Source organism: Citricoccus sp. CH26A, assembly GCF_000224415.1.
Taxonomy (GTDB): domain Bacteria; phylum Actinomycetota; class Actinomycetes; order Actinomycetales; family Micrococcaceae; genus Citricoccus.
The window spans coordinates 16,005-37,610 of the sequence record NZ_AFXQ01000028.1; the positions used below are offsets into that span (position 1 = coordinate 16,005).

General features: G+C 71.9%; 21 protein-coding genes. 15 read left to right on the plus strand and 6 right to left on the minus strand.

What is annotated here, in order from left to right; translation table 11 throughout:
• Both CITRI_RS0113530 and CITRI_RS0113535 read right to left on the minus strand, forming a co-directional pair.
• A complete protein-coding gene (locus CITRI_RS0113530) occupies positions 1–912 on the minus strand; it encodes a universal stress protein (protein WP_010145424.1) in 912 nt (303 codons plus the stop codon).
• Positions 909–2,465, minus strand: a complete 1,557-nt coding sequence (locus CITRI_RS0113535) for a flavin monoamine oxidase family protein (RefSeq protein WP_010145425.1) — start codon at positions 2,463–2,465, stop codon at positions 909–911. Before CITRI_RS0113535 ends, CITRI_RS0113530 begins: the two co-directional genes overlap by 4 nt.
• Before the next feature lie 139 nt (positions 2,466–2,604).
• Here CITRI_RS0113535 and CITRI_RS0113540 point away from each other — a divergent pair, with 139 nt between their 5' ends.
• Complete coding sequence (locus CITRI_RS0113540) at positions 2,605–3,327, plus strand: TetR/AcrR family transcriptional regulator (protein ID WP_029139335.1); 723 nt, start codon at positions 2,605–2,607, stop codon at positions 3,325–3,327.
• Here the strand turns inward: CITRI_RS0113540 and CITRI_RS0113545 are convergent, their stop codons facing one another.
• The 4 genes from CITRI_RS0113545 to CITRI_RS0113560 all read right to left on the minus strand — a co-directional run bounded on the left by CITRI_RS0113545 (position 3,328) and on the right by CITRI_RS0113560 (position 8,296).
• A complete protein-coding gene (locus CITRI_RS0113545; protein ID WP_010145428.1) occupies positions 3,328–4,905 on the minus strand; it encodes an FAD-dependent oxidoreductase in 1,578 nt (525 codons plus the stop codon). It lies immediately after the preceding gene.
• A gap of 22 nt (positions 4,906–4,927) precedes the next feature.
• The gene (locus tag CITRI_RS0113550; protein ID WP_010145429.1) at positions 4,928–6,307 is read right to left on the minus strand and encodes an aspartate aminotransferase family protein; all 1,380 of its coding nucleotides are present in this window, start codon (positions 6,305–6,307) and stop codon (positions 4,928–4,930) included.
• 103 nt (positions 6,308–6,410) lie between these two features.
• Positions 6,411–7,805, minus strand: coding sequence for an aspartate aminotransferase family protein (locus tag CITRI_RS0113555; RefSeq protein ID WP_010145430.1), 1,395 nt, complete (start codon positions 7,803–7,805; stop codon positions 6,411–6,413).
• Entirely contained in the window at positions 7,802–8,296 is a 495-nt protein-coding gene (locus tag CITRI_RS0113560) for an Lrp/AsnC family transcriptional regulator (protein WP_010145431.1), read from the minus strand. The genes CITRI_RS0113555 and CITRI_RS0113560 overlap by 4 nt, the downstream gene beginning before the upstream one ends.
• 279 nt (positions 8,297–8,575) lie before the next feature.
• On the opposite strand from CITRI_RS0113560, the gene CITRI_RS0113565 reads away from it, so the two are divergent.
• The 14 genes from CITRI_RS0113565 to CITRI_RS0113630 all read left to right on the plus strand — a co-directional run bounded on the left by CITRI_RS0113565 (position 8,576) and on the right by CITRI_RS0113630 (position 21,475).
• Positions 8,576–9,868: a spermidine/putrescine ABC transporter substrate-binding protein gene (locus tag CITRI_RS0113565; RefSeq protein ID WP_010145432.1), complete on the plus strand. Its 1,293-nt coding sequence runs from the start codon at positions 8,576–8,578 to the stop codon at positions 9,866–9,868.
• Between the two features lie 4 nt (positions 9,869–9,872).
• Positions 9,873–11,099 (plus strand): ABC transporter ATP-binding protein, encoded by a 1,227-nt coding sequence (locus tag CITRI_RS0113570; RefSeq protein WP_010145433.1) that lies wholly within the window; start codon positions 9,873–9,875, stop codon positions 11,097–11,099.
• Positions 11,096–12,034: an ABC transporter permease subunit gene (locus CITRI_RS0113575; RefSeq protein ID WP_010145434.1), complete on the plus strand. Its 939-nt coding sequence runs from the start codon at positions 11,096–11,098 to the stop codon at positions 12,032–12,034. The genes CITRI_RS0113570 and CITRI_RS0113575 overlap by 4 nt, the downstream gene beginning before the upstream one ends.
• Before the next feature lie 19 nt (positions 12,035–12,053).
• On the plus strand, positions 12,054–12,983 hold the full coding sequence (locus CITRI_RS0113580) for an ABC transporter permease (RefSeq protein ID WP_010145435.1): 930 nt from the start codon (positions 12,054–12,056) through the stop codon (positions 12,981–12,983).
• 51 nt (positions 12,984–13,034) lie between these two features.
• Positions 13,035–13,586, plus strand: a complete 552-nt coding sequence (locus tag CITRI_RS0113585) for a MarR family winged helix-turn-helix transcriptional regulator (RefSeq protein ID WP_010145436.1) — start codon at positions 13,035–13,037, stop codon at positions 13,584–13,586.
• 353 nt (positions 13,587–13,939) lie between these two features.
• Positions 13,940–14,176 (plus strand): 50S ribosomal protein L28, encoded by a 237-nt coding sequence (rpmB, locus tag CITRI_RS0113590; RefSeq protein ID WP_010145437.1) that lies wholly within the window; start codon positions 13,940–13,942, stop codon positions 14,174–14,176.
• Position 14,177: 1 nt separating this feature from the next.
• Positions 14,178–14,345, plus strand: coding sequence for a 50S ribosomal protein L33 (gene rpmG, locus CITRI_RS0113595; protein WP_010145439.1), 168 nt, complete (start codon positions 14,178–14,180; stop codon positions 14,343–14,345).
• Positions 14,346–14,348: 3 nt separating this feature from the next.
• Entirely contained in the window at positions 14,349–14,654 is a 306-nt protein-coding gene (rpsN, locus tag CITRI_RS0113600) for a 30S ribosomal protein S14 (protein WP_010145440.1), read from the plus strand.
• Positions 14,655–15,013: 359 nt separating this feature from the next.
• A complete protein-coding gene (locus tag CITRI_RS0113605) occupies positions 15,014–15,298 on the plus strand; it encodes an HU family DNA-binding protein (protein WP_029139339.1) in 285 nt (94 codons plus the stop codon).
• A gap of 176 nt (positions 15,299–15,474) precedes the next feature.
• Positions 15,475–16,314, plus strand: a complete 840-nt coding sequence (locus tag CITRI_RS18555; protein WP_010145442.1) for a hypothetical protein — start codon at positions 15,475–15,477, stop codon at positions 16,312–16,314.
• A gap of 55 nt (positions 16,315–16,369) precedes the next feature.
• A complete protein-coding gene (locus CITRI_RS17830) occupies positions 16,370–17,284 on the plus strand; it encodes a copper resistance CopC family protein (RefSeq protein WP_010145444.1) in 915 nt (304 codons plus the stop codon).
• A gap of 15 nt (positions 17,285–17,299) precedes the next feature.
• A complete protein-coding gene (locus CITRI_RS17835) occupies positions 17,300–17,956 on the plus strand; it encodes a copper chaperone PCu(A)C (protein ID WP_010145445.1) in 657 nt (218 codons plus the stop codon).
• A complete protein-coding gene (locus tag CITRI_RS0113625) occupies positions 17,943–19,319 on the plus strand; it encodes a Dyp-type peroxidase (protein ID WP_010145446.1) in 1,377 nt (458 codons plus the stop codon). The genes CITRI_RS17835 and CITRI_RS0113625 overlap by 14 nt, the downstream gene beginning before the upstream one ends.
• Positions 19,307–21,475, plus strand: coding sequence for a cytochrome c oxidase assembly protein (locus CITRI_RS0113630; protein WP_010145448.1), 2,169 nt, complete (start codon positions 19,307–19,309; stop codon positions 21,473–21,475). The genes CITRI_RS0113625 and CITRI_RS0113630 overlap by 13 nt, the downstream gene beginning before the upstream one ends.
• The last annotated feature ends 131 nt before the right edge of the window (positions 21,476–21,606 follow it).

Consider the following 21,606-nt stretch of genomic DNA (forward strand, 5'->3'; position numbering starts at 1 on the left):
TCAGTGGTCACTTTCAGCAGTGGCGGGACCGGTGTGGCCGGCGGGCACGACCACCACCGGGACCGGGACGGTGCGCAGCATCTTCGCGGCGGTGCTGCCCAGGAACAGCCGGCCGCGGGCGGCCAGCCGGGAGGAGCCCACGATGACGACGTCGTCGGGCTCCCACTCGAGGTGGGCCATGGCATGGTCCACGGTCGGCCCGGAGGCGACGAGCGTGGTGGCCCGGCCCTGGTCGAGCATCTCGGCGGCCTCGTCGGCCAACCGCCGGTTCGCGTACTGGGTGACGGAGGCCAGGACGTCCTCGTCGTCCACGGCGGTGCCCGGGCCGGAGCCCTCCTCGGCCCGGTCCAGCAGCACGAGGGAGACCAGCCGCAACGGGATGGACCGGCGACCGGCCGCCTGGATGCCCAGGCCGACGACGTCGACGGCGCCCGGCCGCGGGCCGAACATGGCCGTCAACCGGCCCACGGGCCCGCTGTGTTCGTATCCGGCCGGGGCCAGGGCCACCGGGATCGGCGCGGTGTGCAGGAGGGTGGTGGCGACGGAGCCGAGGCGGTACCGCCGCAGCAGTCCTCCGCTGCGGCCGCCGATGATGATCATCGAGCAGCCCAGCTGCTCGGCGGCGGCCAGCAGCCCCTCGGCGTCCGACTCGGCGGTGACCACGTGGCCGGTGGCCGGGACATCGTCCGGGACGGTGGCCAGCGCCTCGTCGAGCCAGGCGCCCAGTTGTTCCTCGAGGATGTTGCCGTACCCGCCGGCCGGCGGATAGATCCCGGCGTAGGCGCTGTCCAGCGGGGCGATCATCACCACGTGGAGCCGGGCGTCCTGCTCCCGGGCCAGCGCGATGCCCAGGTTCAGGGCGTCCCGTCCGGTGGAGGTCGCCAGGTAGCCGACCAGCAGGTGCCGGGTCATCGGAGCGTCCCCTCGGTGAGGACCGGCCGGCCGGCGTGTGCGAGGATCTGTCGCGCCGCGGCCTCGCCCATGCGCACCGCGCCGTCCACGTGCTGGTAGCCCTCGGCGGCGATGTCCGAGCAGGCGTAGTGGATGGGCCCGGTGGGACGGTTCTGCAGGTGGCCCCAGCGGTGCAGCCCGCCCAGGTCATAGCTGGCCGCGTAGGCACCGCGGGTCCACTCCTCGGCCGCCATGTCCGAGAGGTAGAAGGCGATCGGCTCCAGCGCCTGCGGCCCCAGGTAGACGGCCAGTGCCTCCAGGACCTGTCGCCGGCGCTCCTCGGCCGGCAGGGCCCACATCCGTTCGGCGTGGACGTCCGAGATGAAGCCCACCAGGGTCCCGTGCGGGTCCTCCGTCCCGGGCTCGCCGCCGGCGAGGTTGGGGCCGTAGTTCGTGTTGTCGTAGACCTCCTGCACCAGGCGGCCGCCGCCGAAGCCGGTGCCGGACAGGCCCTGGGCGCGCCAGAAGGGGGTCTCGTAGACGGCGTGGACCTTGATGACCAGGCCCATCGAGAGGTGCTGGTGGGCGATCTGCTGCTCGCGCGGCATCGGCGGGGTGAACTGGATGCGTGAGTAGAGGTTCGGCGGGACGGCCAGCACGGCGTTCCGCGCCCGGACGACCACGCGGTCGGAGTGGGCGACCACCCGGCCGGGGGCACCGTTCTCCGGCACGCCGTCGCGCACGTCCGCCGCGATGCCGTTCAGCGGATCCGCGGTGGCGGGGTCCGGGGTGGCCCACTCCAGCCCCCGCACGGGGGAGGACAGGTACAGGTCCTCGCCGATCTCCTCGGCCAGTCGCTCGGACACCGTCTGCATCCCGCCCACCACGCGCCGGTCGAGGATGAAGTCCTCGTCCACCAGGTTCGAGAAGGATCCCGCCGAGGCCGCCATGAGCACGGCCTGCAGCACGGAGAAGGCGTAGGAGGGCTTGGTGAGCATGCCGGAGGCCACGTAGATCGAGACGTTGTCGATCGCCTCCTGGTCGTCCGAGTGGCTGCTGAGCCAGGTCCGGAAGGAGATGGAGTCGAGCTCGGCCGCGCGGTCCGCCGCCCACGGCGCACTGGCCCCGATCTCCACGGTGAGCTCGTCCAGCAGGCCGATCAGCCGTTCCATCTCGGTGGCGGTCCGCTCCGAGACCGGCATGCGGTCACCGGTGTAGGTGTGCCGCGTCCCGTCCGGTGCCACGTAGACGGAGGCACCCTCGCGGTAGCGCGGGAAGGTCTCCAGGCCCAGCTCCTCGACCAGCTCGATCAGCCGGGTCTGGTCCGGGGAGATCCACTGCCCGCCGATCTCGATGAAGTGCTCCCGGCCGCTGGCGTCCGCCACCCGGCCGTTCCATGTCCGGCCCCCCACGCGGGGCCGCGCCTCCAGGACGGCGACGCTGTGGCCGGCGTTCCGGAGGGTGCGGGCGGCCATCAGTCCGGCCGGTCCCGCCCCGATGACCACCACGTCGCGGTCGATGGTCGGAACGGTGCTCGCGGCGTCCCCGGACGGGGTGGGGAAGGTGATGCTCATGTCCTGGCTCCATAAATGAATAGCATTCTTTTTGTGACACAGTACACGCTGTTCGAGGCCGCGCCAAGGGGTGGCGGGGGCCTCCTAGACTGGGCACGGCGCCCGATCGGACGCCACGGCCGACGACCAGGGGAATGACATGGCAGGACCTCGGCGGCAGGCGGGCCGGCCGGTGAGGCCGGTGCTGAGCCGGGAGCGGATCGCGCAGGCGGCACTGGAGCTGGTGACGCTGGACGGGGCCGACACGCTGACGATGGCGGCCCTGGCCCGGCACCTCGGGGTGGCCGCGTCCGCGCTGTACAACCACATCGGCGGCAAGGCCGAGCTCACGGCGCTGCTGCAGGACGCCGTGATGGGACGGGTGGACGTCAGCTCCCTCGAGGCGTTCCTGGACGGTTCCGGGTCACTCGCCGCGGCGCTCGCCGACTGGGGCCGGTCCTACCGGGAGGCCTTCGCCGCCCACCCCACGTTGATCCCCCTCATCGCGACCCTGCCGATCTCCGGGGCGCCGACCACCCGGGGAATGTACGACGTCGTGGCGGCGGCCCTGTGCCACGCGGGGGTGCCCGACGCGCGGGTGGTGCCGGTCATCATCGCCTTCGAGTCCTTCCTGTTCGGATCGGCCATGGACGTGCACGCCCCGGCCTCCATCTTCACCTCGCGGCCCGGCGAGTCCGATGCGCCGAGCTTCCAGCGGACCGTGGACTCCTTCACGGCCGCGCTCGCGGCCGGTGACCAGGGGGCGGGCGCCGCCGGACAGGACACCGTCCCGGGGGCGGCCCAGCGCAATCCCTACGCGGATGCGCCCTTCGAGCTCGGCCTGGACGCCCTGATCCACGCCACCCTGCGGCTCGTGCCCTGATCAGGAGTCGAAGCCCATGCCCAGGGCCTCGGTGAACTTCAGCCACAGCCCCTTGCGTCCGCCCCGCCGGTCGGCCCGGGCCATCTCCCGCTTGGTGATCTCGATGCCGGCCCAGGCCAGCGGGTCGGGAGGGAAGGGTGCCGGCTTGCGCCGGACCATCTGTAGCCCGGTGAGTTCGGTGTCCCGGCCCGAGAGCAGGTCCAGCATCACCTGGGCGGCGAACCGGCTGGCACCGACGCCCAGTCCGGTGAACCCGGCCGCACGCGCGGTCAGCCCGCCGTGGGCGGTGTCGAAGAAGGCGAAGAACCGCGAGCAGGTGTCGATGGCCCCGCCCCACTGGTGGCTGAAGCGCACGCCCTCCAGTTGCGGGAACGTCGCCAGGGCGTGGGCGGCGAGCCGCCGGAAGGTCTCCGGGCGCTGGTCGTAGGCGCCGGAGACGCGCCGCCCGTAGTGGTAGACCGCGTCGTAGCCGCCGAACAGGAGCCGGTCCCGGCCCGTGGCGCGGTCGGCGGCCAGCCGGTAGTAGTGGAACCGGGAGTCGGGGTCGTCCAGCCCCTGCCGGCGACGCCAGCCGAGCGCCGCGGACTGCTCGGGCGTCAGCGGCTCGGTCATCAGCGCGTAGTCGTAGACCGGGACGGTGGACAGTCCCGTGCCGGGCAGCAGGGACCGGTACGCGTTGGTGGCCAGGGCGACCCGCCGCGCCGTGACCACGGCGCGGGGCGATCCGTCCCCGGGGCCCTGGTGGCCGCCGTCGTACGTCTCCTGCGGAAGGGACCCGGCGCGGGCGGGAAGGCCCTCGACCTCCCCGCCGACCGTGGCCACCACACGGGCCCCCGCACCGGTGCCGGTGCGGCGCAGTTCCGGGACCGGTGAGTGCTCGTGGACGCGCACGCCCCGCTCCAGGCACGCACGCTTGAGCCCCCAGGCCAGCCGCGCGGGATCCACCAGCGCGGACTCCCGGTGCCACCACAGCCCGGCCCGGTAGAGCGGCGAGGCGACCTCGGCCCGGACCTGCTCCCGGTCGAAGAAGGTCGACTGCGCCGGGTCGGCCTCGTGCTCGCGCCGCAGCGCGTCCACGTGGTGGTCCTCGACGGCCACGGTCATGCTGCCGTTCCACTCGAAGCCGCAGTCGATCCCGTACCGCTCGAGGGTCTGCCGGATCTCCTCCACGTTCTGCTCGCCGAGCTCGTCCAGCCGGTCGACCTCGTCCGGTACGTGCAGCAGCCCGTTGGCGCGTCCGTGGGTCAGCGAGGTCGAGACGAACCCGCCGTTGCGCCCCGAGGCGGCCCAGCCGCACTCGTGCCCCTCCAGCAGCAGCACGTCCCGGTCCGGGTCCCGCTCCTTGGCCAGCAGCGCGGTCCACAAACCGGTGAAACCGCCGCCGACCACCAGCAGGTCGGTCGCCGTGTCCCGGCACAGGGCGGGCTCGGCGGGCGGCCGGTCAGAGGAATCCAACCAGTAGGACATGCCCTTGGCCCCGGCCAGCGCCGAGTCCACGACGTCGGCCGGCACCTCGCGCTCGGCCCTCTCGTAGGCGGTCAGGGGCGAGGCCTCGTCGGGTCGTGGCGGCTGCGGCACGGGGGTCACCTCCGGTCCCGGGTCAACCGGCCGCGTGGCGGTCCGCGACGTCGAGCGCCTGGTCCAGGATGGCCAGTCCCTCGCGGAGCACCTCGTCCGGGGTGTTCAGCGGCGGGGCCACGTGGATCCGGTTGTAGTTGGCGAACGGCAGCAGGCCCAGCCGCTTGCACTCGCCGATCAGCTCGTTCATCTCCGGGCTCGAGCCGCCGTAGGCCGCGAGGGGCTCCTTCGTGGTCCGGTCCCGCACGAGCTCGACGGCCCAGAAGGCACCCAGTCCTCGGACGTCGCCCACCGAGGGGTGGCGGTCCCCGATCTCCCGCAGGCGGGGGCCGATGACCTCCCGGCCGACGCGCGCGGCGTTCTCCACCATGCCCTCGTCCTTCATGGCGTTGATGGTGGCCACGGCGGCGGCACAGGCCAGCGGGTGCCCGGAATAGGTCAGCCCGCCCTGGTAGACGCGCTCGGCGAAGGTCTCGTAGACGGCGTCCGAGATGGCCACGCCGCCCAACGGGACGTAGCCCGAGTTGACGCCCTTGGCGAAGGTCATCAGGTCGGGCTCCACGTCCCAGTGGTCGACGGCGAACCACTCACCGGTCCGGCCGAAGCCGACCATCACCTCGTCGGCGATGAACAGCACGCCGTACTTCCGGGTCAGTTCCCGGACCCCGGCCATGTACCCCGCTGGCGGCACGTAGATGCCGGCGGTGCCGGGGACCGACTCGAGGATCAGGGCCGCGATGTTCTGGGCGCCCTCGAGCTGGATGACCTGTTCGAGGTGCTCCAGGGCGCGCTCGGTCTCCTGCTGGTCGTCCTCGGCATGGAAGTAGCTGCGGTAGGGGTAGGGCGGCATGAAGCGGACGACGCCGGCCGCGGACCGGTCGGCGTCGAACCGGCGGGCATCACCCGTGACGTTCACGGCCAGGTCGGTGCCGCCGTGATACGACCGGTAGGCCGAGAGGACCTTGTGCCGGCCGGTGTGCAGCCGCGCCATCCGGATGGCGTGCTCCACGGCGTCGGCGCCGCCGTTGGTGAAGAACACGTGGTTCAGGTCCCCCGGGGCCAGGTCGGTGACGAGGCGGGCGGCCTCCGACCGGGCGTCGTTGACGTGGGCCGGGGCGATCGTGGCGATCCTCGCGGCCTGGTCCTGGATCGCGGCGATGACCTTCGGGTGGGCGTGGCCGATGTTCGTGTTGACCATCTGGGAGGAGAAGTCGATGAGCCGGCGTCCCTCGCCGTCCCAGACGTGGGGGCCCTCGGCCTTGAGGATGGTCATCGGGCTGATCTTGCGCTGCGCGCTCCACGAGTGGAAGACGTGGGCGCGGTCGAGGTCGAACGCCTTGCGGCCCTCGGCGATCAGGTCCTCGGTGATGGCGGGATCGGGGGTCACCGGCTGGATGGTCATCTCGTCTCCTTCGTCGAAGCTGCCTGGTCTCGATCGTGCCATGACTGGGCGCGCGGCGGGTGAGGCCGGTCTCCCGCGCGCCCTGTCCCGGCCGCCGGCGCGGTCAGATCCGCGCCCAGGCGTCCTGCAGCACCCCGCGCAGGATCTGCTCGATCTCGTCGAACTCGGACTGGCCCAAAGTCAGCGGCGGGGCGAGCTGGATGACCGGGTCACCGCGGTCGTCCGCGCGGCAGTACAGTCCGGCCTCCCACAGGGCGGGGGACAGGAAGTCACGCAGCAGCCGGTCGGCTTCCGGGCCCTCGAAGGTGGTCTTGGTGGCCTTGTCCTTGACCAGCTCGATGCCGAAGAAGTACCCGGCCCCGCGCACGTCGCCCACGATCGGCAGGTCCAGCAGCTGCTCCAGCGTGGCCCGGAAGGAGTCGGAGCAGCCCTGGACCCGCTCGTTCAGCCGCTCGCGTTCCATGATGTCCAGGTTGGCCATGGCGACGGCGGCGGCGACCGGGTGACCGCCGAAGGTGTAGCCGTGGTAGAAGGTCGAGTCCTTCGCGAAGGGCTCGAAGAGCCGGTCGGAGGCGATCATCGCCCCGATGGGGGCGTACCCGGAGGTCATGCCCTTGGCGCAGGTGATGATGTCCGGGGTGTAGCCGAGGTCGGTGCAGGCGAACATCGAACCGATCCGGCCGAAGGCGCAGATCACCTCGTCGGAGACCAGCAGCACGTCGTACTCGTCGCAGATCTCCCGGACGCGGTCGAAGTACCCCGGCGGGGGCGGGAAGCACCCGCCGGCGTTCTGCACCGGCTCCAGGAAGACGGCGGCCACGGTCTCGGGCCCCTCGAACTCGATGGCCTCGCGGATGCGTTCGGCGGCCCAGAGCCCGAAGTCCTTCTCGTTGTCCGCGCAGAACACCGGTGCCCGGTAGAAGTTGGTGTTCGGCACCCTGAACCCGCCGGGGGTCAGGGGCTCGAATTGCTGCTTCAGTTCGGGGATGCCGGTGATGGACAGAGCGCCCTGCGGCGTGCCGTGGTAGGCGATGGAGCGGGAGATGACCTTGTGCTTCATCGGCCGGCCGGTCTCCTTGAAGTAGTTCTTGGCCAGCTTCCAGGCGGACTCCACCGCCTCGCCGCCGCCGGTGGTGAAGAACACGCGGTTCAGGTCCCCGGGCGCGTAGGTGGCCAGTCGCTCCGCCAGGTCGATGGCCGGGGGATGGGCGTAGGACCACAGCGGCATGAACGCCAGCTCCCGGGCCTGCTTCGCCGCCGCCTCCGCCAGCTCCTCGCGACCGTGCCCGACCTGCGCCACGAACAGGCCGGCGAGGCCGTCGATGTAGCCCCTGCCGGCGTCGTCATAGATCATGTGGCCCTCGCCGCGCACGATCACCGGGACATCGGCCCCGCGCTGGATCGGGCCGTGCGCGGTCATGTGCATCCACAGGTGGTCGCGGGCCGCGTCCGTGCGCAGGGCACCGGTGGGTGTGGTGCGTACCGAGTTGTCGGTCATCGGGTTCCCCAATCGTATTCCTGCTTCCGCAGGGAGAGGTAGGTGAGGGTCTGCGTCTGCGTGACCCCCTCGGTGGTCCGGATGGCGGTGATGACGTCCAGGAGGTGCAGGTCGTCCTCGCAGACCACCTCCACCAACACGTCCCAGTCGCCGGCGACCACCACGCAGTAGTCGACCTCCGGGATCTGCGCGAGGCGGTCGGCGGTCCCGGTCAGGTCGGCCCCGGTCTTGACGTGCACCATGGCCTGCCGGGGGAAGCCCAGCTGCATCGGGTTGGTCACGGCCACGACCTTCAGGACGTCGTCGTCGAGCAGCCTCGTCACGCGCTGCCGCACGGCGGCCTCGGAGAGCCCGACGGCGCGGGCGATCGCCGAGAACGACCGTCGCCCGTCCTGCTGCAGCTGCTCGATGATGGCCTTGGAGCGGTCGTCCAACGCTGCGGCATGGGCCTCGGACGGTTTCGCGGGGGCGAGGCTGCTCTGGGGCGTCACGGTGCCTCCTGGCGTCCATGGGTGGGGGTGGAGTGTCGGTAGGGGCCGGCCCCGGAAAACGGATCTCGTCGGCTCGGGGTGGGCTTGCCTCATTGAATCCCACGCCCAGAGGGGGCGCAAGGGTCGGATTTCGTTTCCGAAAGGTAAATGCTCTGCGAAAACCTTGTCAGTGCAGGAGTGCTCTGTCACACTCTGGTCAACAGCCGTGGCAGTACGCAACGATCAGGTCCCGGCCCCGGGGACCCGCCGCGGCCGCTCGCGTCGATCCGAGGAGCCAGCATGTCCCCCCGATCCCATCCGTCCCACCGTCTCAGCCCCCGGCCGGGCGCCACGCCCGGTCCCCGGGATCCCGACGTCGCCGCGCTGGTCCGGCTGGCCCGGTCGGCGTCGACCGGCAGGATCAGCCGGCGGTCCCTGCTGGCCGGTGCCGGCGGGCTCGGACTGGCCTCCGTGCTGGCCGCCTGCGGAACCGGTGGCGGGACGACGCCGGCCGGGGACGGCGAGTCCTCCGCCCAGCTGACCCCCGCCGAGGACCGCTCGGCCGAGGACGGGACGCTGCGCTGGTCCAACTGGACGCTCTACCTGGACTATGACGACGCCGCGGGCGTCTATCCCACGCTGGAGCGGTTCCAGGCGGAATCCGGCCTGGAGGTGACCTACACCGAGGACATCGACTCCAATGACGGCTTCTTCGGCAAGTACCAGAACCAGTTGTCTCGGGGGCAGGACATCGGCGCGGACCTGATCACGCTGACGGACTGGATGGCGGCGCGGTTGATCCGCCTGGGCCAGGTGCAGGAACTGGACGCGGGGAACATCCCCCACCTGGCCAACCTGCTGCCCAACTACCGGGAGGTCGAATGGGATCCGGGACGCGTGCACTCCGCGACCTGGCAGGGCGGGTTCACGGGACTGGCCTGGAACAAGGAGGAGGTCCCCGGGGGCCTGCGTGCGCTGGACGACCTGTGGGACCCGGCGCTGAAGGGGCGCGTGGTCGTGCTGGACGAGATGCTCGACACCATGGGCCTGCTGATGATGGCCGACGGGGTGGACATCACGGGGGACTGGGGCGACACCGAGTTCGACAACGCCCTGGAGGTCCTGCAGAAGCACATCGCCAGCGGCCAGATCCGCCAGGTCAAGGGCAATGCCTACAAGGAGGACCTGATCTCCGGTGACGCCCTCGCCGTGATCGGCTGGTCCGGGGACATCACCCAACTGAACGTCGAGAACGGCGACCGCTGGGGGTTCACCCTCCCGGAGGCCGGCGGAACCATGTGGGCGGACAACCTCATGGTCCCCATGGGATCCTCGCACAAGGCCAACGCGGAGAAGCTCATCGACTTCTACTACGACCCGGCGGTGGCGGCCGAGGTCGCCGCCTACGTCAACTTCGTCTGCCCGGTGGAGGGGGCGCGGGAGGAGATGGAGAAGATCGATCCCCAGCTGGCCCAGGACCCGATGATCTTCCCGACGGACGAGTACCTGGCCAACGCCCAGATCATCCGGGCCCTCACCCCCGAGGAGGAGACCCGGTACAACGAGTCCTTCCAGCGGGCGATCGGCAACTGAGCCCATGGGACAGCTGCCGACGACGACATCGCCCGAGAGCATCCCGGGGACGGACCTGGCCGCACCCGGGCATCAGCCCGCCGGGGACCGGCCGGCAGCAGGGGGCGCAGAACTGGTCCTGCACCGGGTGCGCAAGCAATTCGCCGACTTCGCGGCCGTCCAGGCCACGGACCTGACGGTCCCGGCCGGTGAGTTCTTCGCGCTGCTGGGCCCCTCCGGTTGCGGCAAGACCACCACCCTGCGCATGGTGGCCGGCCTGGAGACGCCCACGGCCGGCAGCATCCGGATCGGTGGACGCGACGTGACCTCCCTGCCGTCCTACAAGCGGCCGGTCAACACGGTCTTCCAGTCCTACGCTCTCTTCCCCCACATGACCGTGAAGGAGAACGTGGCCTTCGGGCTGCGCCGCCGGCGGGTGCGGGACTGGAGGGGCCGGACGGAGGAGTTCCTGCGACTGGTGGAACTGCACCACCTGGCCGACCGCCGTCCCGCGCAGCTCTCCGGCGGGCAGCAGCAACGCGTGGCACTGGCCCGGGGCCTGGTCAACCAGCCGGAGATCCTGCTGCTGGACGAACCCCTGGGCGCCCTGGACATGAAGCTGCGGCGGCAGATGCAGTCCGAACTCAAGCGGATCCAGGCCGAGGTGGGGCTGACGTTCATCCACGTCACCCACGACCAGGAGGAGGCCATGTCCATGGCCGACCGGATGGCCGTGATGAATAAGGGCCGAATCGAGCAGATCGGCAGGCCGGAGGACCTCTACCACCTGCCACGCACCGCCTTCGTGGCCAACTTCCTCGGCCGGTCGAACCTGATGGCCGGGACAGTCACCCGGGGCGGTGGCGGCACGGACCCCCTGCTCGAGGTGAACGCGTCCGGCCACCGGCTCGCGGTGCACCGGGACCGGGCGGTCTCCACCACCGGCGAGGTCCTGGTGGGCATCCGGCCGGAGAAGATCCACATGCGTCCGGCGGGGGCGCGCCTGGACGGTGCCACCGCGGACGGGGGAGTGAACCGGGTGGCCGGGACCGTCACGGACGTGGCCTTCACCGGGGTCTCCACCGAGTACCGCGTCGAGGTGCCGGGACTGGGCGAGCTCGGCGTCTTCGCCCAGAACCGCGGCGAGGACCTGATGCGGCCCGGTGACGCCGTCGGGCTCGCCTGGGACGCGGCCCACGCCTTCGGCCTGGACGGGCGGCAGGACGCGGCGGCCGGGGACGGCGCGGTATGACCTCCCGGGTGGCGGGCCGATCGGGTCGGCAGGCCGGGTTCGAACGGGCGGCGGCGCTCGCGGACGGGACCGCGCAGGCCCGCGGCCGGGCCGGGTACGGACTGGTCGGCCCCGGGCTGGTCTACCTGCTGGTGTTCTTCGTGCTGCCGGTCTTCACGCTGCTGGCCACCTCGCTGTACGTGAAGCCGCCCGGGGCCGAGGTGGGCCAGTTCGTCCCCGCCCTGGAGTTCGGGAACTACGCCGTCGTGCTGGGCGGGTACTGGCCCGAGCTGTTGCGTTCCTTCGGCTTCGCCCTGCTGGCCACGGTCCTGTGCCTGGTGATCGGCTACCCGATGGCCTACCTGATCGCCGTGCGGCTCCGGGGGCGGGCCTTCGTGCAGGGGCTGCTGCTGGTGTTGCTGATCGCACCGTTCTTCACCTCCTTCGTGCTGAGGACCCAGGCCTGGAAGCAGATCCTGGCGGACGAGGGGTTCCTGGTCCAGGCCCTGAAGACGCTGCACCTGATGCCGCAGGGCGCCTCCCTGGCCGCCACGTCGGTGGCGGTGGTGGCGGGCCTGACCTACAACTTCCTGCCGTTCATGGTGCTGCCGATCTATGCGAACCTCCAGGCCCTGGACCACCGGCTGCTGGAGGCGGGCCGGGACCTGTACGGCAGCGACCTCACGGTCTTCCGGACGATCACCCTGCCGATCTCCGTGCCCGGAGTGCTGGCCGGGACCCTGTTGACCTTCATCCCGGCCTCGGGGGACTTCGTCAATGCGGCCATCCTGGGCAACAACCGGAACACGACCATGATCGGGCAGGTCATCGACTCCAAGTTCATGCGCGTGCTCGACTACCCCGGTGCGGCCGCGCTGTCCTTCATCCTCATGGTGACGATCCTCGTGCTCGTGACCCTCTACGTGCGCAGGTTCGGCACCAGGGACCTGGTGTGAACGGAAGGCAGGGACCGACATGACCAGTTCCGGGACGACCACCACGACGCCGGTTACCCCGCCGGCCGGCAGGCCCGCCCCCGCCGGACCCCGCACGACCGGGCGCGGCACGGACGGTTCCCGGGACGCCGGTGCGGTGGTCTCGGGACTGGGCCGTGCGTTCGGGCGCTGGGCCATCCCTGTGCTCGGCGGCCTGGCCTTCATCTACCTGCTGGTCCCGATCGCCTACATCTTCGTGTTCTCCTTCAACCAGCCGGCGCGGACCAACCTGACCTGGCGGGGATTCACCTGGGAGAACTGGCAGAACCCCTGCGGGGCGCCGGCGGTCTGCGAGGCGGTGCAGACCTCCCTGCAGGTCGGACTCGTGGCCACCGCGATCGCCCTGGTCCTGGGCACCCTGCTGGCCTACGGGCTGGGACGCTATGCCTTCCGGTTCCGCGACGCCGCCGGATTCCTGATCTTCCTGCCGCTGGCCACCCCGGAGGTGGTGCTGGGCGCCTCCCTGCTGTCCCTCTTCCTGAACGTGGGGATGCACCTGGGGTTCTGGACCGTGGTGCTGGCCCACGTGATGTTCTGCATGTCCTTCGTGGTCGTGACCATCCGGTCCAGGGTGGCCACGCTGGACCCGCGGCTGGAGGAGGCGGGACGGGACCTCTACGGGTCCCCGGCCCAGGTGTTCCTCCGCGTGACCCTGCCCCAACTGGTGCCGGGCATCCTGGCGGCCGGGCTGCTCTCCTTCGCGATGAGCTTCGACGACTTCATCATCACCAACTTCACCTCCGGCACCCTGGAGACCTTCCCGAAGTTCGTCTACGTGGCGGCCGCCCGGGGCATCCCGGCGGAGGCCAACGTGATCGGCTCGGCCATGTTCCTCATCGCCCTGGTGGCGGTGATCGTCATCCAGCTGGTCTCCTGGCAGCGGCGGCGGATGACGGCCGGGCCGCGCTGACCTGCCGGCACCCTCCCGCGAAGGGCCCCCGGACGTGGGATACTCACCTCCATGGACGGTGGGGAAGACGCTGACAACGTGGAGTCGGGCGGGGCTGACGGCGAGGCCCGCTGGCTGACGCCGAGGGAACGCCGGGCCTGGCTGAGCATCGTGGCCACCCACATGCAGCTCATGCCGGCCCTGGAGGCGGACCTGCACCGTGAGGGGCCGGTCAGCTTCTTCGAGTACCAGGTCCTGGCCATGCTCTCGGAGAACGACGGCCCGCTGCCCATGAGCGAGCTGGCGGCCCGGACCAACTCCTCGCTGTCCAGGCTCTCGCACGTGGCCCGGAAGCTGGAGGCCAGGGGCTGGATCCACCGCCGGCCCTCCACCGAGGACGCGCGGGTCACCCTGGCCGAGATGACCGATCTCGGCATGGACGAGGTCGTCCGGATCGCCCCCCACCACGTGGCCAGCGTGCGCGCCCGCCTGCTGGACGTCCTCGACGACGAGGACCTCGAGGACATCGGGCGGATCGGGGCCAAGATCTTGGGCCACCTGGAACCCGGGCACTGGGTGTTCCGTGACCCCGTCCTGACCGCCGCCGGCCTCACCCCGTCCTGATCGCGCCGGTTTGATCGCCGCGACGCCCTGCCCTAAGATGGAACGGCGTCAAGCCACGCTGTGTCCTCGCGCGCCCGGTGCCTGCATCGGGAGGAGAGGGCGTCGGAAAACAGCGTGACTCCCGCACATCGGATCCCGCGTCCGCCACCCGGCGACGCGCGGGGCTCACCGTCTTCCCCAGCGATCAAGGGCGCTTCGGTTGGTTCTCACCCAGCCTGGTTATCCCTTCGGAAAGTCGCAGTAAGAGCGCGGTGTCACAACTGGTGGCGGGACTCGTGGTGCGCCGGTACGACCGGAGGCTCCACAGCGGGTTCCGCCCGTTCTTTTACTACTACTTGCAACGAGGAGTGATCATGGCAGCACACTGCCAGGTAACCGGGGCTGGGCCGGGCTTCGGCCACAGCATTTCCCACTCGCACCGTCGCACCAAGCGTCGGTTCAACCCGAACATCCAGAAGAAGACCTACTGGGTGCCGTCCCTGCGTCGCAACGTGACGCTGACCTTGTCCGTGAAGGGCATCAAGACCATCGACGTGCGCGGGATCGACGCCGTCGTCGCCGACCTGATCGCCAAGGGAGTGAAGCTCTGACATGGCCAAGGACAAGGACGTACGTCCCATCATCAAGCTCAAGTCCACCGCCGGCACCGGGTACACCTACGTGACCCGCAAGAACCGCCGCAACAACCCGGACCGCATCGTGCTCAAGAAGTACGACCCGGTGGTCCGCCAGCACGTCGATTTTCGAGAGGAGCGCTGAGGCATGGCGAAGAAGTCCAAGATTGCCAAGAACGAGCAGCGTAAGGTCATCGTGGCCCGCTACGCCGAGAAGCGCCAGGAACTGAAGAAGACCCTGGTGGACCCCAACGCCTCCGACGAGGCGCGTGAGGCAGCTCGCGTGGGCCTGCAGAAGCTCCCCCGCGACGCGTCCCCGATCCGCGTGCGCAACCGCGACGCCATCGACGGCCGCCCGCGCGGCACCTTCCAGAAGTTCGGCATCTCGCGTGTCCGCTTCCGGGACATGGCCCACCGCGGTGAGCTGCCGGGCATCACCAAGTCGTCCTGGTGATCCACGCGCCGGTGCTCATCGCCGGCGAGGATGCCTGAACGGCGCCGCCTGATCCACGCCGGAAGGGGTGGCAGACCACGTGGTCTGCCACCCCTTCCGGCGTTCCGGGGCCCGTCCGTGTCCCGTCCGGCCCCGCCCCGGGTGCCGCTGCGCGGGCCGGCCCGGTGGGGGTGCCGGGACGTCCGGAGGGCCCGAAATGCACCCGAATGGTGGGAATTCGGGCAGAAATCACCGGAAATCCGCGTGTTCCGGCCCCTCTAGGCCATGTCGGGGGCCTTCCGGGTGGTAGCTTTCCAACCATGTGCCCGGCCCCGCCGGTCCGGGCTTGAACGAATCACCACCGACGTCCAGGAGGACACATGGCTATGAACCGCAGCGAACTGGTTGCCGCCGTCGCCGAGAAGAACAACCTGTCCCAGTCCGCCGTGAACGGCGTGCTGGACGCACTCTTCGAGACCTTCGCCTCCCAGGTCTCCAAGGGCGAGAAGGTCAGCATCCCCGGCTGGCTCTCCGTCGAGCGCACCGACCGCGCCGCCCGCACCGGCCGCAACCCGCAGACCGGTGAGACCATCCAGATCCCGGCCGGCCACTCGGTCAAGATCTCCGCTGGCTCCAAGCTGAAGGCCGCTGCCACCGGCAAGTGACCTGCCGCAGGCCTGACGGCTCCGGCCGTTCACCACAGGGCGTCCCGCCACGGCGGGACGCCCTGGGCGTTTAATCGGCCGGATCGTTTTTCTACGCCCGGTAGAACTCGCGTAGAATGGGAGGTCGTCGGAACGAGAGCATTCCGAGGGTCTCGACGCGGTGGGAGGTGGACGCGGTGGAGCACCGTTCCCTGAGCCCCGCGCGGCACCGTCCCGCGATCCGCAGTGCCGGGCCGGGCCGCCTGCGCGGCCCGGCCCGACTGCTGCGCGGCTGGGCGGCGGCCGTCGTGGCCACGCTGGTGGCCGCCGGATCCCACACCCTGGCCGGGAGCTCCGGGCCAGGACACGACGCCGGCCCCGCACCGGTCGTCTGGATCCTCACCCTGGCCCTGGCCGGGCCGCTGTGCACCGCACTGGCCGGCAGGACCCTGTCCTGGTGGCGGCTGGGGTCCGCCGTGGCGTCCAGCCAGCTGCTCTTCCACTGGCTCTACTCGCAGTCCGCCGGCACGGGACGCCCGGCCGGTCCCGTGCCGGCGGACCCCGCCGGCCACGCCGGTCATGCCGCCCACGCGGGGCATGCCGGCCCCGCCGCCCAGTCCGTCCAGTCCGCCCAGGTCTCCCCGTCCGCCCTGGCCGCCGAGGTCTCCCCATCCGCCCTGGCCGCCGAGGTCTCCCCGTCCGCCGCTGCCCCCGGCCCGAGCGCCGGCACGCTGCCGGGGGCCGAGGTGCTGCAGTCCGCGGACCACTCCAGCCTGGCCATGGTGGCCGCCCACGTGCTGGCCGCGGTGGTCACCGTGCTGCTGCTGCGCCGCGGGGAGGCGATGGCCGCCCGCGTGGTGGAGCTCGCCGTCGGCTTCGTCCTGCAGGCCCCGGGTGCCCGGTTGGCCCGCTGGGTCCCCGCGGTCCGTCGACCGCGCCTGCCGTCCCGTCCCCTCGCCCCGGTGCTGCGCGCCGGGGCGGTCGTGTCGTCCGCTCTCCGGTTGCGGGGTCCTCCGGTGCCAGCGCTGTCCCGCTGACCGCTGACACCCACCTGCCCGGCGCCGAGTACGGCCCGGGACCGCAAAGGACACCATGAACCCCCCTGTCTCCCCGCTGCACCCTGCCCTGGACGCCGACGCGTCCACCGCCCGGACCGCCCGCGCCGCCCGCTCAGCCACGGACCGGACGGCCGGCATCCGGCCCGCCGGCCGGCGTCGGGCCCCCGGCCGACACCTGGGCGGCGTCACCGCCGCGACCCTGCTCGCCCTGTCCGCGGCCACCGCCGCGGCACCCCCGGCACTGGCGCACGACCAGCTGCTGTCCACCACCCCCGAGGCCGGGGCCACCGTCACCGCGGCACCGGCCGAGCTGTCCCTGACGTTCTCCGGCACCCTCATCACCGGCCAGGGCATCCAGAACCTCGTCACGGTGACGGACGAGGCCGGGCACCAGTGGCAGGACGGTGCCGCGCAGGTCACCGGCCCCGAGCTGACCTCGGCCCTGTGCGAGGGCATGCCCAACGGCGACTACGACGTCGCCTACCGGGTGGTCTACTCCGACGGCCACTCCGAGGCCAAGCAGTACGGCTTCACCGTGGATGACCCCTCGGCCCCGGACACGGCGGTCCCGCAGGACTGTGGCGTGCCGAACCCGGATGCCCCGGTCGGCAGCGGTGAGGAGGCGACGTCGGCCGATGCCGCCTCCCCGGGCGGCGCCACCGGCGACGCGGCCTCGGCCGACCCCGGTGCCGAGCCGGCCCCGGCCACCCTCGACACCCCCGGCACCACCGGCACCACCGGCGCCCCGGACACGGCCGGCCCGGCGGACGGGCAGGCGACCGCGGCAGACTCCGCCACCGCCGAGACGGCCGGCGACGCAGTGCCCACCTGGGTGTGGGTCCTCGGGATCCTGGGCGTGCTCATCGTGGCCGCGGCCGTGGTGCTCGTCTTCCGCCGGGCCCGCGCCATCGACGGCGCCTCCGGTGGCCGTCCGGGCGCGGAGGGCTGAGCGATGAGGACAGCGTTGACCACGCACCCCGTCTCCCGTCGTCCCCGGTCCGGCCCGCGCCGGACCGCACTCGCGCTGCCCGCGCTCGCACTGGCCGGAGCGCTGCTGCTGACCGGTTGCGGCCCGTCCGCCCCGCAGGCGGCCGAGCCGGCGCCGTCCGGGGCGCACACCGGGACCGCCGGCACCCCGGTCACCGTCACCGACCCCTGGGTGAAGGCCACCGAGGAGGGCATGACCGGTGTCTTCGGGACCGTGCAGAACACCTCCGGGGAGGACCTGACGCTCACCGGGGCCAGCACCGACCTGGCCGCGACGGCCGAACTCCACGAGACCGTGGACGACGGGACCGGCGCGACGCGCATGCAGGAGGTCGAGGGCGGTCTCACGATCCCGGCCGGCGGCAGCCTGGACCTGGTGCCCGGCGGCCACCACGTCATGCTGATGGGGCTGCGGCAGGACATCGCCCCGGGCGACGTCATCGAGGTCCGACTGGAGTTCGCGGACGGCCACACCCAGGTCCTGACCGCGCCGGCCAAGGAGTTCGCCGGCGCCCAGGAGGACTACGGCGGAGCTGATGACATGGGGACCGGTGGGAACACGGGCACTGGCGGGGCGATGGGCCACGGTGCCGAGGACACGACCCCCACGGTCCAGGGCCATGGCGGTCACTGAGCCGTCACGCCGTGCCCTGCTGCTCGGGGCCGGTGTCGCCGGGGGTGGGCTGATCGGCACCGCCCTCGGCTACGCCACCGGCGCCACGGGCCCCGGTCCCGTCGCACCGGACGCACTCACCGCGTCCGGTGCGACGGGCGGCGGCCCGGGGACCGGGGCGGCCGCCGCCGGGACGCCGCGGGGGACAGCGGCGCAGGCCGTCGGCTGGGCCGAGCCGGGCGGGGAGGCCGGCCGGGTGGCGGTCTCCTCCCCGGTGGGGACGGACACGGTGCCGTTCCACGGGCCCCGGCAGGCCGGGATCGACACCCCGGCGCAGGCGCACGCGGTCTTCCTGGCACTCACGCTGAAGCCCGGCACGGACCGCCACGGGATCCAGCGGATGCTGCGGCTGCTCTCCGACGACGCCGCCCGGCTCACCCAGGGGAGGGCCACGCTCGCCGACACCGAGCCGGAACTGGCCGCCACCCCGGCGCGGATGACCGTGACGTTCGGTTTCGGGCCGCGGCTGCTGCAGCGGGCCGCCCCCGGCCTGGCGCCGTCCTGGCTGCGGCCGTTGCCGGCCTTCGGCATCGACCGTCTGCAACCGGCCTACACCGGTGGGGACCTGCTGCTGCAGCTGTGCGGGGACGACCCGATGTCCCTGGCTCACGCGCGACGGATGCTGCTCAAGGACGCCCGCGCCTTCGCCGAGGTGCACTGGGTCCAGACGGGCTTCCGCGGTGCGCGCGGGACCCAGCCGGACGGGACCACCATGCGCAACCTCTTCGGACAGGTCGACGGCACCGCCAACCCAGCCCCGGGCTCGGAGACCGCCGAGCGCGTGGTGTGGGGCGGGGGCACTGGGCCGCTGCGCCTGACCCCCTGGGTGCCGGGGGGCACCTCGCTGGTGCTGCGGCGGATCGCGATGGACCTGGACTCCTGGGACGAGCTGGACCGACCGGCCAAGGAACAGGTGATCGGCCGCCGCCTCGGCACCGGGGCGCCGCTGACCGGCACCGCCGAACACGACGCGCCGGACCTGGACGCCGTGAACGGCCTCGGGTTCCCCGTCATCTCCGACGTGGCCCACCTGCGCCGCTCGCGCACCGCCAACCCGGACCAGTCCATGCTGCGGCGGGCGTACAACTACGACGACGGCCCGGGGGAGTCCGTGAGCAACACCGGCCTGCTGTTCGCGGCCTACCAGTGCGACGTGGACCAGCAGTACGTGCCGGTCCAGCGCCGGCTGGCCGAGTCCGACCACCTGAACCTGTGGACCACCCCGGTCGGGTCGGCGGTCTTCGCCATCCCCCCTGGCTGTGACGAGGGCGGATTCGTCGGCGACGTCCTGTTCGACGGAGCTGCGAGAGAATGGAACCCGTGACCTCCTCCCGAACCACCCCGCAACGCCAGTCCCGGGCCGGCTCGGCAACCACCCACGGCTCCACCCCGGCCGGCGGTGATCCCGGGACGACCGGCAGCGCCGGCGTCCCGGCCTGGGCGTGGCCGCTGGTCGGCGTCGTGGCGGGCGCGGTGCTCGTGCTCGCCGCCTCGCTGTCCGGCGTGGCCGCCGCGGACGAGCTGTCCGACCCCGGCGCGTTCACCCGCTGGGGGCTGCCGGTGGCCAAGCTGCTCCACAACCTGGCCATGCCCACGGCGATCGCCGCGCTGATCTTCGCCTGCGCCATCCTGCCCCCGCGCCGCGGTGAGGACGAGCATCCCGCGTTCACCCTGCTGATGCAGGTGGCGGCGGTGGCGGCCGGCGCCTGGACGGTGTCCGCGCTGGCCGTGATGGTGCTGTCCTACTCCGATCTCGCGGGCGTGCCGCTGGACCCGAGCGCCACCTTCACCTCGGGGCTGGTCGGGTTCCTGCAGGACATCTCGGTGGGCCAGGCGTGGGTGGTGGTGACGGTGATCGCCGCGGTGGTCACCTCCCTGACCCTGGCCGTGCGCTCCGCCGCCGGACTGGCGTGGACGGCCGTGCTGGCCCTGGTGGCGATCGTGCCGCAGGCCCTGATCGGGCACTCCGCCTCGGGCGACGACCACAACGGGGCCGTGAACTCCATCGGCCTGCACCTGCTCGGCGTGGTGGTCTGGGTGGGTGGACTGCTGGTGCTGATGCTGGTCTCCCCGCGACTGGCCGGCCCGGACGGGGCCACGGGCCGGGCCTCGGCCCACCGCCAGGGACCCGAGCCGCTGGTCTACACCGCGGTGTCCCGGTACTCGGTCCTCGCCGGGCTCGGCCTGTTCACCGTGGTGCTCTCCGGCGTGGTGAACGCCGCGATCCGGATGGACACCCTCGAGCAGCTCACCAGCCCCTACGGGCTGCTCGTGCTGCTGAAGCTGATCGGTTCGCTGCTGCTGGGCCTGGCCGGGCTGATGCACCGGCAGTGGATCATCCCCCGGCTGGCCACGGGTACCACCAGCCCGCCGCCGGCGGCCCGGCGCCTGCTGTGGCAGCTGATCGCCGTGGAGGCCGCCGTCATGGCCGCGATCATGTCCCTGGCCACCGTGCTCGCCCGGACCTCCCCGCCCGTACCGGAGGAGACCGCCCCGGATGCCTCCCCGGCCCGCATCCTCACCGGCTACGACCTGCCCCCGGAGCTGACCTTCGAGCGCTGGTTCACCACCTGGCGGTTCGACTGGCTCTGGGTGGCCATCATCGCCTTCCTGGCCCTCTGGTACGTCAGGTCGGCCGTCCGGTTGTACCGCCGCGGGGACTCCTGGCCGGTGCTGCGCATCGCCTCCTGGCTCATCGGGCTGACCATCCTGTTCTGGGTCACCTCCGGGGCCCCGGCGGTCTACGGCAAGGTCCTGTTCAGCGCCCACATGGTGGCGCACATGACGCTGACCATGATCTCCCCGCTGTTCCTCGTGCTCGCCGCCCCGGTCACCCTGGCCCTGCGCTCGCTGCCCACCCGCACCGACGGCTCCCGCGGGCCGCGCGAGTGGATCCTGGCGATCGTGCACTCGTGGTGGGGACGGTTCATCACCCACCCGGGCGTGGCCGCGGTGAACTTCGCCGGTTCGATCCTGGTGTTCTACTACACCCCGTTCTTCGGCTTCGCCCTGAACGAGCACCTCGGCCACGAGTTCATGAACGTGCACTTCCTGCTCACCGGCTACATCTTCGCCTCGGTGATGATCGGGATCGACCCGCTGCCGCGCACCGTGCCGTACCCGATGCGCCTGGTACTGCTGCTGGCCACCATGGCCTTCCACGCGTTCATCGGGGTCGCCATGACCTCGTCCGAATCGCTGCTCCAGGCCTCCTGGTTCGGCTCCACCGGCCGGCCGTGGGGGCTGCCGGCCATCGACGACCAGCAGATCGGCGGGGCCATCATGTGGGGCATCGGCGAGGTGCCCACCGTGATCATGGCCGTGATCGTCGCGGTCATGTGGTCCCGGTCCGACGCCAAGGAGAGCAGGCGGTTGGACCGCAAGGCCGACCTGAACGACGAGGCCGAACTGAAGGCCTGGAACCGGATGTATGAACAGCTGGCCGAAGACGACACCACCACCGGAGGAACCCCGCGATGACCACCCCCATGCGCCCCCGGAGCGCCCGTGCCGGCCGGCTGGCCGTGGCCGGGACCCTGCTGGCCGCGGTGCTGCTCGCGACCGGCTGCTCGGCGTCCCCGGAGGGAACCGCGCCTGCCCCCTCCGACCCG